Below are 15,997 nucleotides of genomic sequence, written 5' to 3'. Positions count from 1 at the left end.
ACACAACCGTCTTGCCTTTGTATCTATGTTGTCGAACATCACTATAAGTATTCGCCTTTTCACATGATAATCCTTGTCCCCGGCACAGAAATACCGGTATAGGAACAAGTGTTCTATGTTTAAGTTTACCATATTTTCAAAAGACGTCTATGCTTAATTGTATCTATTTATTTGGTTTTGGCAAATGAGTTCTGGATTTTTTTAGATTAAGAATTGATGACACAGATGCTGCCAAAGAGCAGACGAATCCTTTCGAGCCTACTTTCCCCGCAAATGAAAGCACACTAATAGCAGATGTATTAGTGTGCTTTAGGTTCCAATTTTCGTCATTTTGTCATAGCATGCTCTACTTTGATACAGCGATCCATAATGACTGTGTAGCCTTTGTCCTTCAAAAAGTCATAGGCTTCCTGATTAGCAACACCCAGCTGGGCCCAAAAAACATCCGCATCTATTTCATCAAATTCCCTTGCAAGATCAGGCAGATATTCTGAACGCCTGAAAATATTTACGATATCAATATGCCCCTCTATTTCCTTCAGTGAACCGACAGCCTTTTCACCAAGGATTTCTTCTTCGCCCGGATTGACCGGAATAATGGTATACCCTGCATCCTGCATTGCTTTCGACACCATATAAGAAGTCCTGTCCGGATTCCCGCTCAGGCCGACAACAGCCACCTTCTTCGCTTTTTTAAGTATTTTGCCGATTTCTTCCCGGCTCGGATTTTCAATTGCCATTCTTTTCACCACTCCTTATTATTTCATATTCCTTTTATGTTCGCCAGTATTCCTATAACCTGAAGGGATGAGTCCGAAACCTGTCAGGTCTTTACGAAGTGAAAATGCAGGATATGCTTCCGGCTTTGTTTCATCAAGGATTTGTTGCTTTTTATAAATATGTGTTGAGCAAGAGTTACTCAGTAATGAGCTGAATCAACACTGCCTTTTATAAAACAGAAGGGTGTTTGTTTCTTTAAAGCCCATTTTCTTATAGAGTGAAATTGCCTTTTCGTTGGCGCTGTCGACGCACAATTTTATCCTTTCAATCCCGCTTTCCCTCAGCTTCTTTGCTGCCATAAGAATAAGCCTTGCTCCCGTGCCTTTTCTTCTCTCAACAAGGGAAACGCCCATAAATTCAATGCTCGCAGCCTTTTCTTCTGAGTCCAGTTCCGCGTATAGATAGCCTGACAATCCGCTGTTCTTAGCTAGGGCAAAAATAAGATGTTCATCATCGATTTTTTCGAGCACCTCGCTGCCGGAATAATAGGTGGCTGGAAACAGTGAATCATGAAGAAGGGTAAAATCGGCAAAGAACTCCTTCCGCAAAAAAGATGCCGGTTCTCCGCCCACTGCATCTTCGAGAGTAAGCTCCATGAACATCTGAGATGAAGCAAGTTTGAAGCCTTTCTTCTCAGCAAACAATCTGCATCGTTCATTTTTCCGGCCAATAAAGAGATGCCATTGGTTCAGCGTGTTCCCAAAATATTCTTCCGCTAATGACATCAGATATGCAGCAGAGTCCTCCCAGCTGTGAGGCTCTGCAAATGGCCCCCATAATTCTCCGACACCTCTTTCCAAATCGGCATCCACCCCGAGGAAACCGGTGATTTCTGAGGAATCCTCTCTATGGATAAAGCAGGCGGAATCTGCATCCTTAAAAATGTCTGACAGATCTTCTGCAATATCCTGCGCCTCTGTACCCAGATAGCCAATAAATGAATCCTGGCGGCTGTTTTTTGCTGCCGCATAGTCAGCAAGTTCAAGTATGTCTTCTTTCGTTAGCATCGTTTTCTGCATTGTATCAATTCCTTATGTATATTTGCTATAATTTTAACATTATTCAAAAAATAAAGTCCATGATATTAAATTAATGGCAGGTGCCCAAGAGCACCTGCCACCGGGCTTTTAGCGGCTTTCCCCAGACTGCCCGCCGTAAACCCTTTTTGTAAGCTGATCGGCTGCTATGGCTATAACAGAACCGAATATTAATCCATTATTCAAGAATGAAGTAATAAGCGGGGAAACCCCTTTAAAAGCCTCAGGCGGCACAAACATAGCACCCACACCTGCAAGGAGCGCAATGCCCGCCACAAGCCGGACCCGGCCGGTTTCCGTTTCTTTGTCCAGCTCTCCGAATGCAATGCCTGCCATATTGGCAAACACTACAAAAGTGACTGAATAGCCTACAGGAGCCGGGAGTGATGCAAAGAAAGACATCAGGGCAGGAAAAAAGCTTGCTGCCGTGATGATTGCCGCCCCAATCATGAATGGGAGGAGCTTAGTAATTTTTGTCGTAGCAATGAACCCGGCTGAGCCTGAGATCGGCACAGGTCCGATTGCTGAGAAAACACCGCCAAGCAGCTGGTTGACCCCTGACACAAAGCCTGAAGCCTTGAACCGAGGAGAAGGGGTTATTGCTCCTTCTTTCTTCAGCACCTCGTCAGCGACGCGGATGCTTGCAATCATATTGGTAAGCAAAAGAAGTGTCACAAAGACGGCAGTCACGGTCATTCCCGCATCAAACTTCGGCGGGCCGAAAGCGAACAGTTCCGGCATGGAGACCACACTGCCTCCCGATAACGACACTTCCTTTGACAGTCCGAATAGAGAAAACAGCAGCCAGCCGCCAACAAGGCTGATCAGAATGGAATATTGACTGACCACCCTGATTCTGTGTTTGGACAAGTAAAACGCAGCGATGACGAGCGCCAGACAGAAAAAGAATACAGGCAGGTCGACGCCTTCCCTGCGATACCCGATTCCGAGCATGCCATTAAAAAAGGACCCGCTGAGCTGCAGGATCAGCAGCAGCAGATAGACTCCTGATACAACCGGTGTAAACAGCAGCGCAAGCCGGTCGATGAGTTTAAAGATGCTAAGGAGGATGAAGACAGCGCCTGAGACAAGCATCGCTCCCTCCAATGCCTGCAGAGTTTCACCTGCTGAAGAAAACAATGAGGCGCTTAGCCCTGCGTATATGGCAAACACTCCCCACCAGAGTCCTGCTGGCCCTTCGTTTATAGGCAGTCTGTGCCCGAAGAACCCCTGAAGGAGGCTTGATATCCCCAGTACAAAAATAGTGCGCTGGACGAGGCCCGCTGCCTCGGCTGGATTCAATCCGAATAGATCGGCAATGGCTATAGGTGCGACGATCGTCCCGGCAACCATGAATAGCATCCATTGCAGCGCTGAAAAACCAACTTTCATGAAAAAGACTCCAATCGTAAATAAAATTAAAAAGGAAATGGCCCTGTTTCGGCCATTTCCTATTATAAAGTATATAATGCTGTTTTTGGAGACTTCTTACTTTTTTGCAGCCTGGCCCGTACCAGGTGAAAGGGCCAGCCATGCTGACTGATCCGCAAAATACCTGGACCAGCTGCCGACTCCGGCCAGTCCATGGCGATCTGCTATCTCAGCTCTTTTCCTCAAGGACATTTCATCCTCAAGCCAGATTTTATAGGTTGCCTTATCTTTGACGGAATAATATTCTGCATAGTTTTGCCCTGATGCTTCATCATATACCGGTACGGCTCCCGTTTCAGTAAGCCACTCTTTCACTTGCTCCATAGTCAGTGCCTCCGAGGAGATGCCCCCTTCATCTTTTTCCTCCCACAGCCTGGCATAGAGAGGAACGCCCAGTATAAGCTTTTCTTTCGGCACCACTTCAAGCAATGCCTGAAGATTGCTTTCCACCCAAGGAAGGCTTGCAACACTTCCGGCAACCGGAGAAGTAGCCCAGTGCTCATCGTACGCCATTACCGCCAAATAATCGACTATCCCTGCCAGCTTATCTCTTTCGTAGAAGGCTGACCAGTTTCCGCTTGAAGAGATGAAGGTGATATCCATTGAAACCGTCAGTCCTGCCTGATGAAAATAAGGCGTCGCTTCCCGGACAAACTGGGTCACCAGCGGTCCATCTTCCTGGTTTACATTTTCAATATCAAGATTGATGCCGTCCAGCTTATAAATTTGGCTGTAGTGCAGAAGCGAGCGGATGATTTTTTGCCTTGTTTCAAAATCCTTGAATGTCTGATGGGTCAATTCCGCGTCAAAAGCATTGGAAAACAGGCCCCAGACCTGATAGCCGCGGCCATGAGCCCATTTCACATAATCTCCTGAGCCCAGATTTTTTACAGATCCATCCTCACCTGCAAGCTCGAACCACGTGGGGGAAACAACATTGACGCCTGGCATAGAGGGAAGGGCAGCATGATCGGGATTTTTCGAATAAACCGCTTCCCATGTCAGATGGATCGGGCCGTCGATTTTCTTCAATTCAGGTTTGTATTCCTCTACTTTTACAGACACTTCTGTTTGTTCACCTTTTATAACATACTCTTTTTTTATATATCCTGCTCTTCCGTCACTTTTTCTTGCAAAATAGTATTCTCCTTTTGTCTCTTCAATATACAGCTCCTCATTCGCCTCGGCATCAGCTGTATACGGTGATTGAAGATCAGGTTCTGTCCTTAACCGCAGCCTTTCCTTGCTGATGTCCTGATCACGGATGATTGCCTTCTGCACCGTCTCGCCGTCCTTTTGTATCCAAATTGCACCTGTGTCCTCGAGCACTGTATAAGCAAGAGGGTAATAACGCCTGATTTCTTCGATTGAAATATACAGGCCGCCTGACTTATTCATTGCTGCAGGCAGCTGCAGTTCGACCGGCTTGCTGTTTACATAATAAGACAAGGCATCCGTCGGCATTTGGACGACTTTATTTTTGGTAGTCAGGATAATAGATTGAGAGCGCTCATCAAATACGATGGAATCATCCAGCTTTTCCTGGAGTAATGACAGTGGCAGATAGACATTTCCGTTATCAGTCCAGGCATTTCCTTCCTGTTTTCCTTCGAAGATGATCGGGTTCTCCCCTGAGAAATAATCTTCTTTAACTGGTGATGCAAAGGGGTAAAGCCAAAATATGATGCCGGAAATAACAGCCAGCAGCACGAGAACAACTCCTGCAGCGAGGCCCCTTTTCTTTGCCGGCTTTCTATTAAGTTGAATATTGGCCATAAAATAAATTCCTCCCGGATACTATCGTAACGAATCTATGCAGCAAAGGGAAGGACGAATCTGTTAAAATATCCTGCCTGTTTTTTCTTGCAGCACTCTTTAATTTTAACGATTGGAAAAGGCAAAAAGTTTCAAAGCATTTTGCTAATGGCACATTAAAAAACCTTCCAGGCTAAGCGTGCCGGAAGGTTTTTTGAGGGAACTGGCTATTTTTCTAATAAGTGGTAAAACCAAGCATCTTTTGAAGGCTGTAAACGATATATCTGAACACAGGAAGCTCTTCCTGGGTAGCATAGTCGAGCGTATAGATGCCATCTTCATTCTCCCATATCCTTTTGAAATAGGCATCAGCATCCTTCATGACCGGCGTGTCATTGGGGGCTGCTATCTTCATATCTGTTTCGAGATTCAAATCATCCAGATTCCTTTTTGTAAAATTGGCTGAACCGCCAATCAACACACTGTCAGTTTTCTTTTGGATGAACATCAGCTTCGGATGGTACTGCTCCTCATCTGTATTGTACCAGCGGATGGAGATATTTTCTTTACCGAGTTTTTCAAGCTCAGAAGCAACCGGAATATTCGGAAGACCTGTCTTTTCCGAGCCAAATGCATTCTGATTCGGGTCGAATACGAGATTGATCTGCACTCCGCGGTCTGCCGCTTCCTCCAGGCCTCCAATAACATCCCGGTCGGCAAGATAGAACATGCCAAGCCATATGATATCTCCTTTCCGGCTTTCATCTATTTCTTGAAGGATATGTTTGAGAATCTTCCCTTCTGTCAAGACCTGAAGGCTGACAGGTCCGTCTTCCTTTGCATCCTGCTGCTGGTACTTTGGCAGCTGAATATCATAGCCGGAATAATCAATGACAGCCTGTTCTGTTTGAAGTAAGTCCCCTATGAAGCTGCCGCTTCCTTCAAAAGCAATATTTGAATGATAGCCGCTTGCATCATGGGGGTTTCCCGAGGAAACGATGGCAGTCTTCTCGGACACGAAGACTTTGCGGTGATTAGCCTTGATGTTCAGCAGATCAAGATATGACCGCGCTGTTACATCAGGTGCAGTATTGGCAAGCGGATTGGGCAGCCAGCCTTTGCCGTCCTGTCCAAACCACTGCAAAAACATCCGCCAGAAACCTGAATAGAGCGGGTTGGAATCGCGCAGCGGCTCTAACTTCGTCATAACCACCTCTATGCCGTTCTTTTTCAGCTCCTCCAGCTCAGGTGCTCTATGGGACCCATATGTAGTATTGATTTTATCTGTAATGACGATTATTGGCATTTCGGGATTTTGCTTCTTCTTCATGATCAGTCTGTCGGTTATATTCTGGCTAAGCGGAGGAAACTTTTCCTCTTTGTCGTAATAGCCGCTGTACAGGAACATATCCATAACGATATATTCCTCCGCTTCTTCAATAGCCTCCTGCATCCTTTCAAAAATCTCCTGTTCATGCTGCCTCTTTCCTTTCTTGTCTTCGTATGATAAATCCGTCAGCAGCTGCAAATCACCAACCTGATGGACTTTCCCTTCATAAGACAACCCTTCAGGCAGTTTTTTATTTGTATGGTAAATGACTGTAACGCTGTATATGATCAAAAGCAGCACCACAGCCGGAACCCATATTTTTTTCTCTTTTAGCGGCCCCATATCCGTTCCTCCCATTTTATCTGCCAAGCAGCTGAATGCCTATATAATAACCGTTTTTCCATAAATAGAAACCAAGCGGCCATCCATAAAAAAAGAGCAAAGCATGGATTGCTTTGCTCCTGTTTATTTTATAATTAGCCTACCAGCTTAACCAGCAGATGGGAAAGGGCATGCTGCTCTTCTTCGTTGCCGGACTTCCACAGCTCCTGAAGCAGCTTTTCCTCCCTGTTGCGAGGCTCTTCCTTCTTCGCCAGGTAGTCGCCTACCTTTTGCGCAGCATTTGCCAGCTGCTCTTCATTCAGCCCCATTTTCTTGCCGAGTGAGACCTTGCCGCCTAAATAATCCTTGAAGCCTTCAAAGCTTGATAGAATTTCGTCTTTTTTCTCAGAGCCCATGTTTTCCAGTTTGTTTTCTACTTTGCTGTTTGTTTCTGCTGAACCGTTAGTATGTTCCATTAATCATCTCTCCTTTAAATTATAGTAATTGTTGCTTCTGTTCTATAGATACCCGATTTGGTCTATGCGAAACACAGAAAAGCATATTGAAAGATTCTTGAAATATATTGTGATAGAAGCGTATATTTATTGATAGATGACCGGCGGTACAAAAAACTCTTAAGGCTGCTGCCCGAAAAAGAAAATAGGAGGCGGGATATGGAACATCTCATTTTCAAACATATGGAGACGGTGAAGCTTATTACAGAAAGTTCGCTCAAGCGCATACCGGAAAATGCAGCTGATTTTATTCCAGAAGGCTTCAATAACAGCATCCGCTGGAACTTCGGCCATATCGTCTATATTCAGGAAAAAATTGCATTCTTACTGCTTAACGAAAAATCAGGACTGCCGGCTTCTTATGAAGAGCTTTTTAGCGCGGGAACCAGCCCCCGTTCTTGGGAGCAGGAGCCTCCGAGCCTGAAGGAGATTGCCGATGCCTTAGCAGACCAAAAGGAAAGGATTCTTCAATTTATGCCTGGCCGTCTGGAAGAAATACTGCCAGAACCTTTTACTAATAAGGCCGGCATCACGTTCCATACAGCAGGGGAAGCCTTTCTCTTCAGCTTTTACCATGAAGCTCTCCATATGGAAGCAATTAAAAAGATTTACCAGATCTATAGGAAAGAACAAGTCTGAGAACTCTCTGTCATAAAAAATGCCCGCCAGGCTGGGAAGCCTGCGGGCTGCTTTTTATTTTTCTTTGTTTTCCATATTGTATTTTTTCATAAAACGGTCTACACGGCCGCCTTTATCGGCAAATTTCTGTTTGCCGGTATAAAACGGATGAGTGTCAGAGCTTACCTCCACCTTCAACAGCGGATAAGTGTTGCCGTCTTCCCATTCTATCTTTTCATTCGTCTTCTTCGTAGAGCCGCTTAAAAATTTATAGCCGCTGTTCACGTCCATAAATACTACCTGCCTGTATTCCGGATGAATATCCTGTCTCATTGAAGTCACCTCTTTTATAGGATAATTTAATTGTAATCGAAACGATTACGATTATCAACTTTATTGCTCAACTCTTACCTATTTATCATTTTCCCGGGTACTATATCTATAAACATTGATTAGTACCTGGTGCTAAGTTAGCCTAACATGGTACAATATAAAGACCTGGCTAATCCTCTTTGATTTGATACCAGAACAAGCAATCGATTCCCGCCAAATAACGGCGGAAATCGCGGATTTTGAATAAAGGAGAGAATTTATGACAGCAGGCATTATCATTGTACTGGCTTATTTGCTCGGATCGATTCCTTCCGGGCTCTGGATCGGAAAGGCATTTTACGGGACAGATATCCGCCAGCATGGCAGCGGCAATCTTGGCGGAACAAATACATTCAGGACGCTTGGCGTCAAGGCAGGCATCATTGTTACCACTGCGGATATTTTAAAAGGGACCCTGGCAGCTCTCCTTCCCTATTTCCTGGGCTCGGATTTTAATTGGCTTGTAGCAGGCATATTTGCTGTAATAGGCCATATGTATCCTATTTTTGCCGGATTTAGAGGCGGAAAGGCAGTGGCAACATCCGGAGGAGTGCTGCTTGCATGTGCACCGCTTATGTTTGCAGTAATCGTGGCCATCTTTTTCCTCAGCTTATACATAACCAAATATGTATCCCTTTCATCTATGCTGGCTGCCGTGGCAGCTGTGGTTTATTCCCTTTTCGTAGGTGAATGGGATCCGCTGCTCACTGTAGTTGTATCCATCCTTGCCTTCTTTGTCATCTACAGGCACAGGGCCAATATTAAACGAATAAAAGATAAAACAGAGCCAAAGATCTCCTGGCTTTAGACCAAAAAATAAACGGCTGGAAGGCCGTTTATTTTTTTCCTCCCAAGCCCCTCTGCCAATGCTGATCAAGCAACCAAAAAACACCATAAAACAGCTGTTCTGCAAAAGAAAAATATCGTGCGTTATTGTAGTGGACATACCAGTTTTGTATAATAGTATAAAAGTCATAATTATCCATCATTTCGACTAAAAACTTTCTTTTTTTTCAAATTCCGCACATAATACTGAAAAAGATTCATATATTACGCTATGGCCCCTGACTGCTGAGCGGCTTAAAAAGATGGATTACGCATACATTACTCGTTTTAAGGAGGGTATATTGTGATACCCGTAAACTCTTTATCTCAAGAATCGTTTCCTTTTCCCTATTTTATTTTATCCCGGGATTTATACATCATCTCGGCCTCAGGTAACCAGCAGCAACATTGCCAAAAGCATATTTCCGAACTTCTTGCCGACGGCCAGAATGCGCAGGAGCTTCAGGCATTCCTTCTTGGAAGTAATGCAGAATATGTTGATTTTCATTTTATAGAAGGCTGGTTCCGCATTTACCGGGCTGATGGAGCTGACAACGAAACCATCCATATATTCTGCTTCCCGATTGAACCATTGGCTGCGGAAATTGAGCAAGTACTGGCAGAATTCGAGGAAAAAGCGGCTGTTTTTTCCAAAGCATTGAAGAAAAAAAAGGAAAAGCTTATACAGACTGCAGAACAGGTACAGGAAATGGCAGTCGCTTATGAATTTCAGGCTAATCTTGGAAAGCTGGCGGCTGGCATCGCTCACGAAATCCGGAATCCGCTCACGACGGTCAAAGGCTTCCTTCAGCTGCTCAAGCCGCAGCTCAGGGAAATCGGAAAAGAGGAATATGCCAGTATTGCTTTAGGGGAGATCAGCCGGGCAAACGAAATTATCGGCAGTTTTCTGAATGCCAATAAACCTTCCGAGAACAAAATGAAAAAAGTGCATATCAATCAGATTGTCAAAGAGATTGTCATGCTTTACGAAAGCGAAGCCGTTTTAAGGGGAAGCCTGCTTTTATTCGAACCTTCACCCAATGATCCAACAATGGCAGCTGTTCCCGGTGAGCTCAAGCAGGTGCTCTCCAACCTGTTCAAAAATGCAATGGAAGCAATGACCATACAAAGCATGGCCGGCTCTGTACAGGCAAAGGTAGAATGCTGCAGCAAGCATGCTGTCATTACCATACAGGATAATGGCTGCGGCATGTCTGAAGAAACACTGCAAAGAATTTATGAGCCGTTTTATACGACTAAAGAAACCGGCACAGGCATTGGCATGTCAGTCTGCAAGAAAATAGTCGAGGAATTGGGCGGGAGCATTGATATATCAAGCAGGCCGGGAGAAGGAACGGCTGTGAAGGTTATTCTCCCCATTGAAGCTGAGGAGGCAGAGAAACTGGCAGAGCCGGAAATAATCCCTGAGAGAAGGAATTAAAAAAAGGCTGTTCCTGAAAATAATACTCTCAAATACAGTGGAAAGCACCGAACAACAAGCCGGATGAATTGCCCGCCTCGATGATGGTTGAGACGAAAAAAGCGGATGCCCGCGTGAGACATCCGCTTACCTGCCTATTAGAAGCTATAACTTAATCAATTGGAACTTGGCATTTCCAAATACATCTTTTATATAATCAAGTTTTGTATGGTCAAAATAGACAAAATCCTTCTCATGAATCAACATAGACAGATCGCCGAATTCAAAAGTTTTATCATCGGTAATGGGCTGCTCTTCCAGAGACAGCTTAAGCTGAGGGCCGCCTCAGCCGATTCCCATTGAAAGGCGTACATACAGCTTCTCCTCCGCTGTCTTTCTTTCCTTTTCAACAGAATCCAGCAGCTTATCGGCTGCAGCACCAGTCATTTTAAACATCGTCCCACCCCCTTTTACTGTAACTGCATGCAGGCAGTTTTCTTCTAATGATGCGATCCAAAGAAGAATCCCTGCAGAAAAATCATGCTGACCGCCAAGACTGCCAGCACCCCGATAACTGGTATAAAAATGCTCCGGTTTTTCTCGCAAATTGCAGCAAGAACAAAATAAATGACAGCCATGACAGCGGCAAAAGCGCCTGCTTCAATGGCCTTTTCTGCTTTATCTGTCTGCAGTACGACAAGAAGCGCTATTCCTCCGAAAATAAAAATGCCGATCATATTCATTAATCGATATTGAGACAAACTGACACATCCTTCATTTTATTTTTTCTTTACCCTGACCGTCCATCCTGTCAAACGGCCTTGGTGCGATCAAAGTGCTTGTGCGAATTACCCTGATAAGGGTTATTTTTTGCAATAAAAACATAAAGTATAAATAGGCCTGTTTCACTTGGGCAGCCTGATTCAATTATTCGCTTTACACTGCATACTCCTTTATAATGATTATGGAAAACAGATTGCGGGAAAGGAGACTTCACATGAACATACATATAAATGACGATGCCGCACAATGGTACAAAGATGAACTTTCACTGGAAAAAGGTGACCACCTCCGTTTCTTTGCCCGCTATGGCGGATGCAGCACCGTTCAGCAGGGTTTCTCTCTCGGAGTTGCCAATGAAGAGCCTGTTAATACAGGTGCAGTAACGGAAAAAGGCGGCATTGCATTTTTTATTGAAGAAAAAGATCTTTGGTTTTTTAATGATCAAGATCTGTATGTAGAAATGAATCACAAGGCAAATGAGCCTGTATTCAAATATGAAGAGTAAGCAGCTGCCTTTCTAAGCAGCTGCTTTCTTCTTTTTCAGTTCAGTCCAGGGGATTGCGGATTCCTTCTTTGGCAAGAATCTGTTTTTGCCTGTCACCCAGCAAATCAAAATGTGAATAACCGTCCTTTCTAATATCAATCCATTCCGGCTTAAGGCCATGGGAATGCCCCCACCTTTTCAGCTTATCCAGATCGCTGCAGCCTACCTTTGTCACTGTTTTGCAGCCGGGGAAGCGGTCATCCAGCCAGTAATGAGTCAGAAAGGCAATTTCCCCTTTATCAATTTTTTCTTTCCATTCTCTCAATTCTTTCTTTCCAATTCCAAATGCCACTGGATCACCTACTCAGCAGCTTCAGGTGCTTTTTTCGCTTTTTCATAAGCTTCGTGCCAGTCAGGATATTTCCGTTTGATTGAAATGGGGCGGAAGTTTTCTTTTTTCACACAAACATGCTTGGAAATGCCTTCTACAGACAATTCACCGCCCTCTGTCAATATTTCATATCCGTATGTGACACGGAATCCATCATACTCTTCGATCCAAGTCCTGATGACTGCTTTTTCACCATATCTGACAGGCTTTTTATAGGAAGCGGCAATATCAATAACAGGAGAAATGATTCCGTCTTTTTCAAGCTCTGCATAATTGAAGCCCAGCTCCTCAATCAGCCTGGTGCGTCCAAGCTCCATCCAGACCAGATAATTGGCATGGTACACCACGCCCATTTGATCGGTTTCCGCATATCGGACTTCAATTTCTTTCGTTGATATCAGCATCTTTATTCCCCTTTGTGATTTTCTTTACCGCCTTTTCAAAATCCTCTTTCTCAAGAAGGGACGCATTCTCCTTCAATTGGCTTTCGTCACCCTCCATGAGCCTGAAGGCCTGGAACTGAATGGATTCATCAGCCAGATTGGCTGCCAGGCGCCCGTTGCCTCCAGCTTTTATGCCAGGCAATGCTTCATCCAGATAAGCGATAGCTCCATCCGTCAAATCATACTTGTATTGAGCAGCGTAGTTCTTGATGATCTGGATAAGTTCTTCTGTATTATAGTCTTTAAAATGAAAGAACTTCTTAAAGCGGGATTTCAGCCCCGGGTTGCTCTGCAGCAGCCTTTCCATTTCATTGGAATAGCCGGCAAGTACGACAACCAGGTTTTCATTATGCTTTGTCATTTCATCAACCAGAGTGTCGATTGCTTCTTTCCCAAAGTCACCAGGCGATTCGCTTAAGAGGGCATACGCTTCGTCTATAAAGAGTACGCCGCCCAATGCTTCCCTGATGATCTTCTTTGTCTTGATCGCTGTTTGTCCTACATAGCCTGCAACAAGGTCGGAACGGCCGGCAACGATGAGATGCCCTCTTTTCAGCATCCCGCATTTATGAAGCAGCTCTGCATAAATCTTCGCCACTGTCGTTTTACCTGTTCCGGGATTGCCGGTGAATACGGAATGAAGCTGTACAGGCACTGACGGGAGATTTTGTCCACGGCGGTACTGCTGCATTTTTACAAACGATATCAGCGATTCTACTTCTTCTTTAATATTTTCTAGGCCGACAAGCATTTCCAGCTGCTTCTCAGGATTTCTTCTTGTGCCATCATCCTGGTGAAGTATGAAGTCATCCTTTTCAAGCAGTGTATAAGGAAGCAGATGGTCAGTAGCTTCGGATTGCGCCCCTTTTTCAAAAATGGCGTCGAGGACGATATTTTTGGCTGTCCGTGCATTTCCGAAAGTGTCATCCACCTTTTCCTTCTCAAGTCTGCCTTTAAGCTCTGATTTTGCTTCATCAGTAAGGATATAATCATTATCCTTTGCTATTCTGTCAGCGATTTCCACCAGCTCTTCTTCTGTATAATCTGGAAGATGAAGCTGGTTGGATTGAGGGAAGCGGCTTCTGAGCCCGGGATTGGCATCAAGAAACTGCCGCATTTCTTCCGGATACCCTGCCAGGATCACTGCAAACTTGCCGCCATACTCTGACCCAGTCATCATCGAGACCAAAGTATCAATCGCTGTCTGGCCATAATCATTCCCTGTCTGGCCTTCCCGTTTCAGGCTGTATGCTTCGTCGATGAAAAGCACGCCGCCGAGAGACCTCTCAACAGCAGAGCGGACATTTTCCTCTGTCTGCCCGACATATGCGCCTACAAGCTGGGAGCGGTCTGCTTCTACCACTTCTTCCCGCGGCAGGACGCCAAGTTCATGATAAATTTTTGCAAGCAGCCTTGCGAGTGTCGTTTTTCCTGTTCCGGGGTTGCCCGTCAGGATCATATGGAGGCTCATTTCATCTTTGATCTGGAAGCCGAGCTGCTTTCTTTTCTTCTGGTACTTCAGGAATTTATAGAAATCATTCACCCGGCTTTTTACTTTTTCCATGCCGATCATACTATTAAGGCTTTCAAGTGCACTGATTTCTTCAGTTACTTCTTCTTCAGTCTGGAATAATGCATGCCACTCTTCTTTCAGACCGGCAATTCTGTCTATATGCTTTTTCATGTCGTTAACATGGGTTGCTGTATGGAAAACCCCTGAAATCGATTCTTCATACTCTTCAGCAGCCTTGAGCAGCAAAGCTGTTTCATCAGCAGCCGATTCAAGCAGGCTGATCAGGCTGGCGTATATATCTTGGAACTTCTGGTCTGTCAGTTCCTCTGACACTTCCCTTTTGCCTGATAATCTTTCCTTCTCTTCTTCAGATGCATCGAGAAAGCTGCGGCAGATACTGATATACTGCTCAGCAATTTTCCGCTTTGCTGTCCGGTTGTCGGTTTCCCTGATAGAGGGAAATACGAGCATGTCAAGAAGCTCACGATGCTTCTTCCAATCCCTCTGGGCCATAAATCTCCGGGCCTGTCCATTTTGCGGATCCAGCTCTAAAGCTTTGTCCATCCAGGCAGCGGCAAGGCTGTCATCTTTATTCCTGCCAAGCCTTGAAAGAGCGGCAAGTGTAAGGATTGCAGAAACAGATCCAGAATCTTCATCAGTGTCTATTTCCTTCAGCAGGCTTAACAATCTGCCTTCATTGGATATATATCCGTTCTCGCTGTACTCTTTTTCCCATTCCGCAATACGGGCGGAGATTGGGGAAGCATGTTGTTTCCTTTGGTTCATCACTATCACATCTTCTTTTACAAAAATTATTTACTCTCCGCTTTTCGCGTCCGCTATTATTTTACCATATATTTTTGTATGTACTAAGCATTCTGCCGTGCTGTTACGGATATGGAAAGGGCCCGGGTTCTGGTGGATATCCCGGGCCGATGGCTTTACTATTCTAATCCGTTTTCCTGCTGCGCCCGATATTCGTCCTTTACCTCTGACCGGAAAGCATCCAGGCTGTCCCGGCGGCGCTCGTTCTTAGCTTCGATGCGCTTTTTGTCTTCTTCGTTTGCGAACTCCATAGAAGCCTCTGCTTCCTGCATATTCTCAATTGTATGGACGATCATTGATTGCAGCTTCTCAACGTTATCGCTTCTGTCATCGGGATTTGGCCTGTTATGTGCCATTACGTAACCCTCCTTGGCGGTAGTGGATTGTTGCCTGATTAGTTTACGGAATATGTTGTTTTTTCATGTAGGAAATGAGTGGGTAAAAGGGGAGGCATAAACATGCACTTAAAGATAAATAAGTGATCATACAAACAGCCGCCCTTGATTAGGGACGGCTGTGATTTATCATCTATTCGCCTTTAGTTTGAATGACCTGTGCGTGCTTTCCTGATGTATCCTGCATCTTCTTGCCTTTGTTGCCGCCGAATCCTCTTGATTTGGTTCCTATATGGTTCGGCACAAACTGGCTGCTGTCTTTTTTCGGATTGCCCATGCTTATCCCTCCTCCCTTTTAATATCTCCTTAAGAGGGGGAGTTACGAATGGGAATTTATTCAGCTTTGCCCATACGTTTTTCTTCAAGCCTTACTTCAATGCGATCTATGGCAGCCTGATCTTTCAGAAGCTGGCGCTTGTTTTCAAGGACAAGCTCTGCAAATGTCTGTTTTCTAGGTTTTCTCATTTCTTTCACCTTCCTTATTTCCTATTCTAACAGTTAATATGCCCAAAAAATCCTGTAATTATTACAACTTTTTGAAAATTTAAAGTAAAAGGGAGTAGTTGTAGGATATTTGCTTAAGACTTGTGGTTATTTAGGAATTTTTTAGAAGTGGGTTACATGACTAGCTTCTCGCGGCAATGCCATGTATCCCGGGGACCTGTTTAGATGCATGACTGGCTTTTTCACAGCCATTTCGTGTACTTCGGGAAACTGTTGGCATACATGACTGGCCTTCTTGCGGCCATTTCGTGTACT

General features: G+C 44.7%; 18 protein-coding genes. 4 read left to right on the top strand and 14 right to left on the bottom strand.

What is annotated here, in order from left to right:
• Window positions 1–326 precede the first annotated feature (326 nt).
• From ABU165_RS23250 to ABU165_RS23225, 6 genes are all read right to left on the bottom strand, one after another.
• Window positions 327–740 carry a CoA-binding protein gene (locus tag ABU165_RS23250; protein WP_094769245.1) on the bottom strand — a complete coding sequence of 138 codons (414 nt, stop codon included), beginning with the start codon at window positions 738–740 and terminating at the stop codon, window positions 327–329.
• Between the two features lie 195 nt (window positions 741–935).
• Window positions 936–1,799, bottom strand: a complete 864-nt coding sequence (locus ABU165_RS23245; RefSeq protein ID WP_318060561.1) for a GNAT family N-acetyltransferase — start codon at window positions 1,797–1,799, stop codon at window positions 936–938.
• A 108-nt stretch (window positions 1,800–1,907) separates the two neighbouring features.
• Entirely contained in the window at window positions 1,908–3,209 is a 1,302-nt protein-coding gene (locus ABU165_RS23240; protein ID WP_009790939.1) for a purine/pyrimidine permease, read from the bottom strand.
• A gap of 96 nt (window positions 3,210–3,305) precedes the next feature.
• The gene (locus ABU165_RS23235) at window positions 3,306–5,024 is read right to left on the bottom strand and encodes a glycosyl hydrolase family 18 protein (RefSeq protein ID WP_318060562.1); all 1,719 of its coding nucleotides are present in this window, start codon (window positions 5,022–5,024) and stop codon (window positions 3,306–3,308) included.
• Between the two features lie 214 nt (window positions 5,025–5,238).
• Entirely contained in the window at window positions 5,239–6,675 is a 1,437-nt protein-coding gene (locus ABU165_RS23230; RefSeq protein WP_318060563.1) for a phospholipase D family protein, read from the bottom strand.
• 134 nt (window positions 6,676–6,809) lie between these two features.
• Window positions 6,810–7,130 (bottom strand): DUF3243 domain-containing protein, encoded by a 321-nt coding sequence (locus ABU165_RS23225; protein WP_009790936.1) that lies wholly within the window; start codon window positions 7,128–7,130, stop codon window positions 6,810–6,812.
• Between the two features lie 198 nt (window positions 7,131–7,328).
• On the opposite strand from ABU165_RS23225, the gene ABU165_RS23220 reads away from it, so the two are divergent.
• The gene (locus tag ABU165_RS23220) at window positions 7,329–7,808 is read left to right on the top strand and encodes a DinB family protein (protein ID WP_022543831.1); all 480 of its coding nucleotides are present in this window, start codon (window positions 7,329–7,331) and stop codon (window positions 7,806–7,808) included.
• Between the two features lie 54 nt (window positions 7,809–7,862).
• Here the strand turns inward: ABU165_RS23220 and ABU165_RS23215 are convergent, their stop codons facing one another.
• Window positions 7,863–8,120, bottom strand: a complete 258-nt coding sequence (locus ABU165_RS23215) for a type B 50S ribosomal protein L31 (RefSeq protein ID WP_094769241.1) — start codon at window positions 8,118–8,120, stop codon at window positions 7,863–7,865.
• A gap of 259 nt (window positions 8,121–8,379) precedes the next feature.
• Between ABU165_RS23215 and plsY the strand changes: the two genes are divergently transcribed.
• Together plsY and ABU165_RS23205 are read left to right on the top strand one after the other, a co-directional pair.
• On the top strand, window positions 8,380–8,967 hold the full coding sequence (gene plsY, locus ABU165_RS23210) for a glycerol-3-phosphate 1-O-acyltransferase PlsY (RefSeq protein ID WP_009790933.1): 588 nt from the start codon (window positions 8,380–8,382) through the stop codon (window positions 8,965–8,967).
• 321 nt (window positions 8,968–9,288) lie between these two features.
• Complete coding sequence (locus ABU165_RS23205) at window positions 9,289–10,425, top strand: two-component system sensor histidine kinase NtrB (RefSeq protein WP_318060564.1); 1,137 nt, start codon at window positions 9,289–9,291, stop codon at window positions 10,423–10,425.
• Between the two features lie 479 nt (window positions 10,426–10,904).
• Here the strand turns inward: ABU165_RS23205 and ABU165_RS23200 are convergent, their stop codons facing one another.
• A complete protein-coding gene (locus tag ABU165_RS23200) occupies window positions 10,905–11,165 on the bottom strand; it encodes a hypothetical protein (protein WP_035400921.1) in 261 nt (86 codons plus the stop codon).
• A gap of 236 nt (window positions 11,166–11,401) precedes the next feature.
• Here ABU165_RS23200 and ABU165_RS23195 point away from each other — a divergent pair, with 236 nt between their 5' ends.
• On the top strand, window positions 11,402–11,692 hold the full coding sequence (locus tag ABU165_RS23195) for a HesB/YadR/YfhF family protein (protein WP_318060565.1): 291 nt from the start codon (window positions 11,402–11,404) through the stop codon (window positions 11,690–11,692).
• 40 nt (window positions 11,693–11,732) lie between these two features.
• Here the strand turns inward: ABU165_RS23195 and ABU165_RS23190 are convergent, their stop codons facing one another.
• The 6 genes from ABU165_RS23190 to ABU165_RS23165 all read right to left on the bottom strand — a co-directional run bounded on the left by ABU165_RS23190 (window position 11,733) and on the right by ABU165_RS23165 (window position 15,703).
• A complete protein-coding gene (locus tag ABU165_RS23190; protein ID WP_009790925.1) occupies window positions 11,733–12,023 on the bottom strand; it encodes a hypothetical protein in 291 nt (96 codons plus the stop codon).
• Between the two features lie 8 nt (window positions 12,024–12,031).
• A complete protein-coding gene (locus tag ABU165_RS23185) occupies window positions 12,032–12,466 on the bottom strand; it encodes an acyl-CoA thioesterase (RefSeq protein ID WP_009790924.1) in 435 nt (144 codons plus the stop codon).
• Window positions 12,441–14,804, bottom strand: a complete 2,364-nt coding sequence (locus ABU165_RS23180) for an AAA family ATPase (protein ID WP_318060624.1) — start codon at window positions 14,802–14,804, stop codon at window positions 12,441–12,443. The genes ABU165_RS23185 and ABU165_RS23180 overlap by 26 nt, the downstream gene beginning before the upstream one ends.
• 158 nt (window positions 14,805–14,962) lie before the next feature.
• On the bottom strand, window positions 14,963–15,199 hold the full coding sequence (tlp, locus tag ABU165_RS23175; RefSeq protein WP_009790922.1) for a small acid-soluble spore protein Tlp: 237 nt from the start codon (window positions 15,197–15,199) through the stop codon (window positions 14,963–14,965).
• 172 nt (window positions 15,200–15,371) lie between these two features.
• Window positions 15,372–15,515: an acid-soluble spore protein N gene (locus ABU165_RS23170; protein ID WP_009790921.1), complete on the bottom strand. Its 144-nt coding sequence runs from the start codon at window positions 15,513–15,515 to the stop codon at window positions 15,372–15,374.
• Window positions 15,516–15,571: 56 nt separating this feature from the next.
• The gene (locus tag ABU165_RS23165) at window positions 15,572–15,703 is read right to left on the bottom strand and encodes an FbpB family small basic protein (protein WP_022543828.1); all 132 of its coding nucleotides are present in this window, start codon (window positions 15,701–15,703) and stop codon (window positions 15,572–15,574) included.
• Between the last annotated feature and the right edge of the window lie 294 nt (window positions 15,704–15,997).

Origin of the sequence: Cytobacillus sp. T106 (genome assembly GCF_040492155.1) — a bacterium.
In the GTDB taxonomy this organism is placed as follows: Bacteria; Bacillota; Bacilli; order Bacillales; family Cytobacillaceae; genus Bacillus_AB; species Bacillus_AB infantis.
The sequence above is the reverse complement of the archived record's forward strand: the minus strand, read 5'-3'. Positions and strand labels throughout refer to the sequence as shown.

Bases quoted from the DNA above. Each gene is read 5' to 3' on its own strand.
- ABU165_RS23245 (WP_318060561.1), bottom strand. From the start codon at position 1,799: ATGCAGAAAACGATGCTAACGAAAGAAGACATACTTGAACTTGCTGAC.
- ABU165_RS23165 (WP_022543828.1), bottom strand. From the start codon at position 15,703: ATGAGAAAACCTAGAAAACAGACATTTGCAGAGCTTGTCCTTGAAAAC.
- ABU165_RS23220 (WP_022543831.1), top strand. From the start codon at position 7,329: ATGGAACATCTCATTTTCAAACATATGGAGACGGTGAAGCTTATTACA.
- ABU165_RS23240 (WP_009790939.1), bottom strand. From the start codon at position 3,209: ATGAAAGTTGGTTTTTCAGCGCTGCAATGGATGCTATTCATGGTTGCC.
- ABU165_RS23230 (WP_318060563.1), bottom strand. From the start codon at position 6,675: ATGGGGCCGCTAAAAGAGAAAAAAATATGGGTTCCGGCTGTGGTGCTG.
- ABU165_RS23185 (WP_009790924.1), bottom strand. From the start codon at position 12,466: ATGCTGATATCAACGAAAGAAATTGAAGTCCGATATGCGGAAACCGAT.
- ABU165_RS23215 (WP_094769241.1), bottom strand. From the start codon at position 8,120: ATGAGACAGGATATTCATCCGGAATACAGGCAGGTAGTATTTATGGAC.
- ABU165_RS23250 (WP_094769245.1), bottom strand. From the start codon at position 740: ATGGCAATTGAAAATCCGAGCCGGGAAGAAATCGGCAAAATACTTAAA.
- ABU165_RS23225 (WP_009790936.1), bottom strand. From the start codon at position 7,130: ATGGAACATACTAACGGTTCAGCAGAAACAAACAGCAAAGTAGAAAAC.
- ABU165_RS23170 (WP_009790921.1), bottom strand. From the start codon at position 15,515: ATGGGCAATCCGAAAAAAGACAGCAGCCAGTTTGTGCCGAACCATATA.
- tlp (WP_009790922.1), bottom strand. From the start codon at position 15,199: ATGGCACATAACAGGCCAAATCCCGATGACAGAAGCGATAACGTTGAG.
- ABU165_RS23235 (WP_318060562.1), bottom strand. From the start codon at position 5,024: ATGGCCAATATTCAACTTAATAGAAAGCCGGCAAAGAAAAGGGGCCTC.
- ABU165_RS23180 (WP_318060624.1), bottom strand. From the start codon at position 14,804: ATGAACCAAAGGAAACAACATGCTTCCCCAATCTCCGCCCGTATTGCG.
- plsY (WP_009790933.1), top strand. From the start codon at position 8,380: ATGACAGCAGGCATTATCATTGTACTGGCTTATTTGCTCGGATCGATT.
- ABU165_RS23195 (WP_318060565.1), top strand. From the start codon at position 11,402: ATGAACATACATATAAATGACGATGCCGCACAATGGTACAAAGATGAA.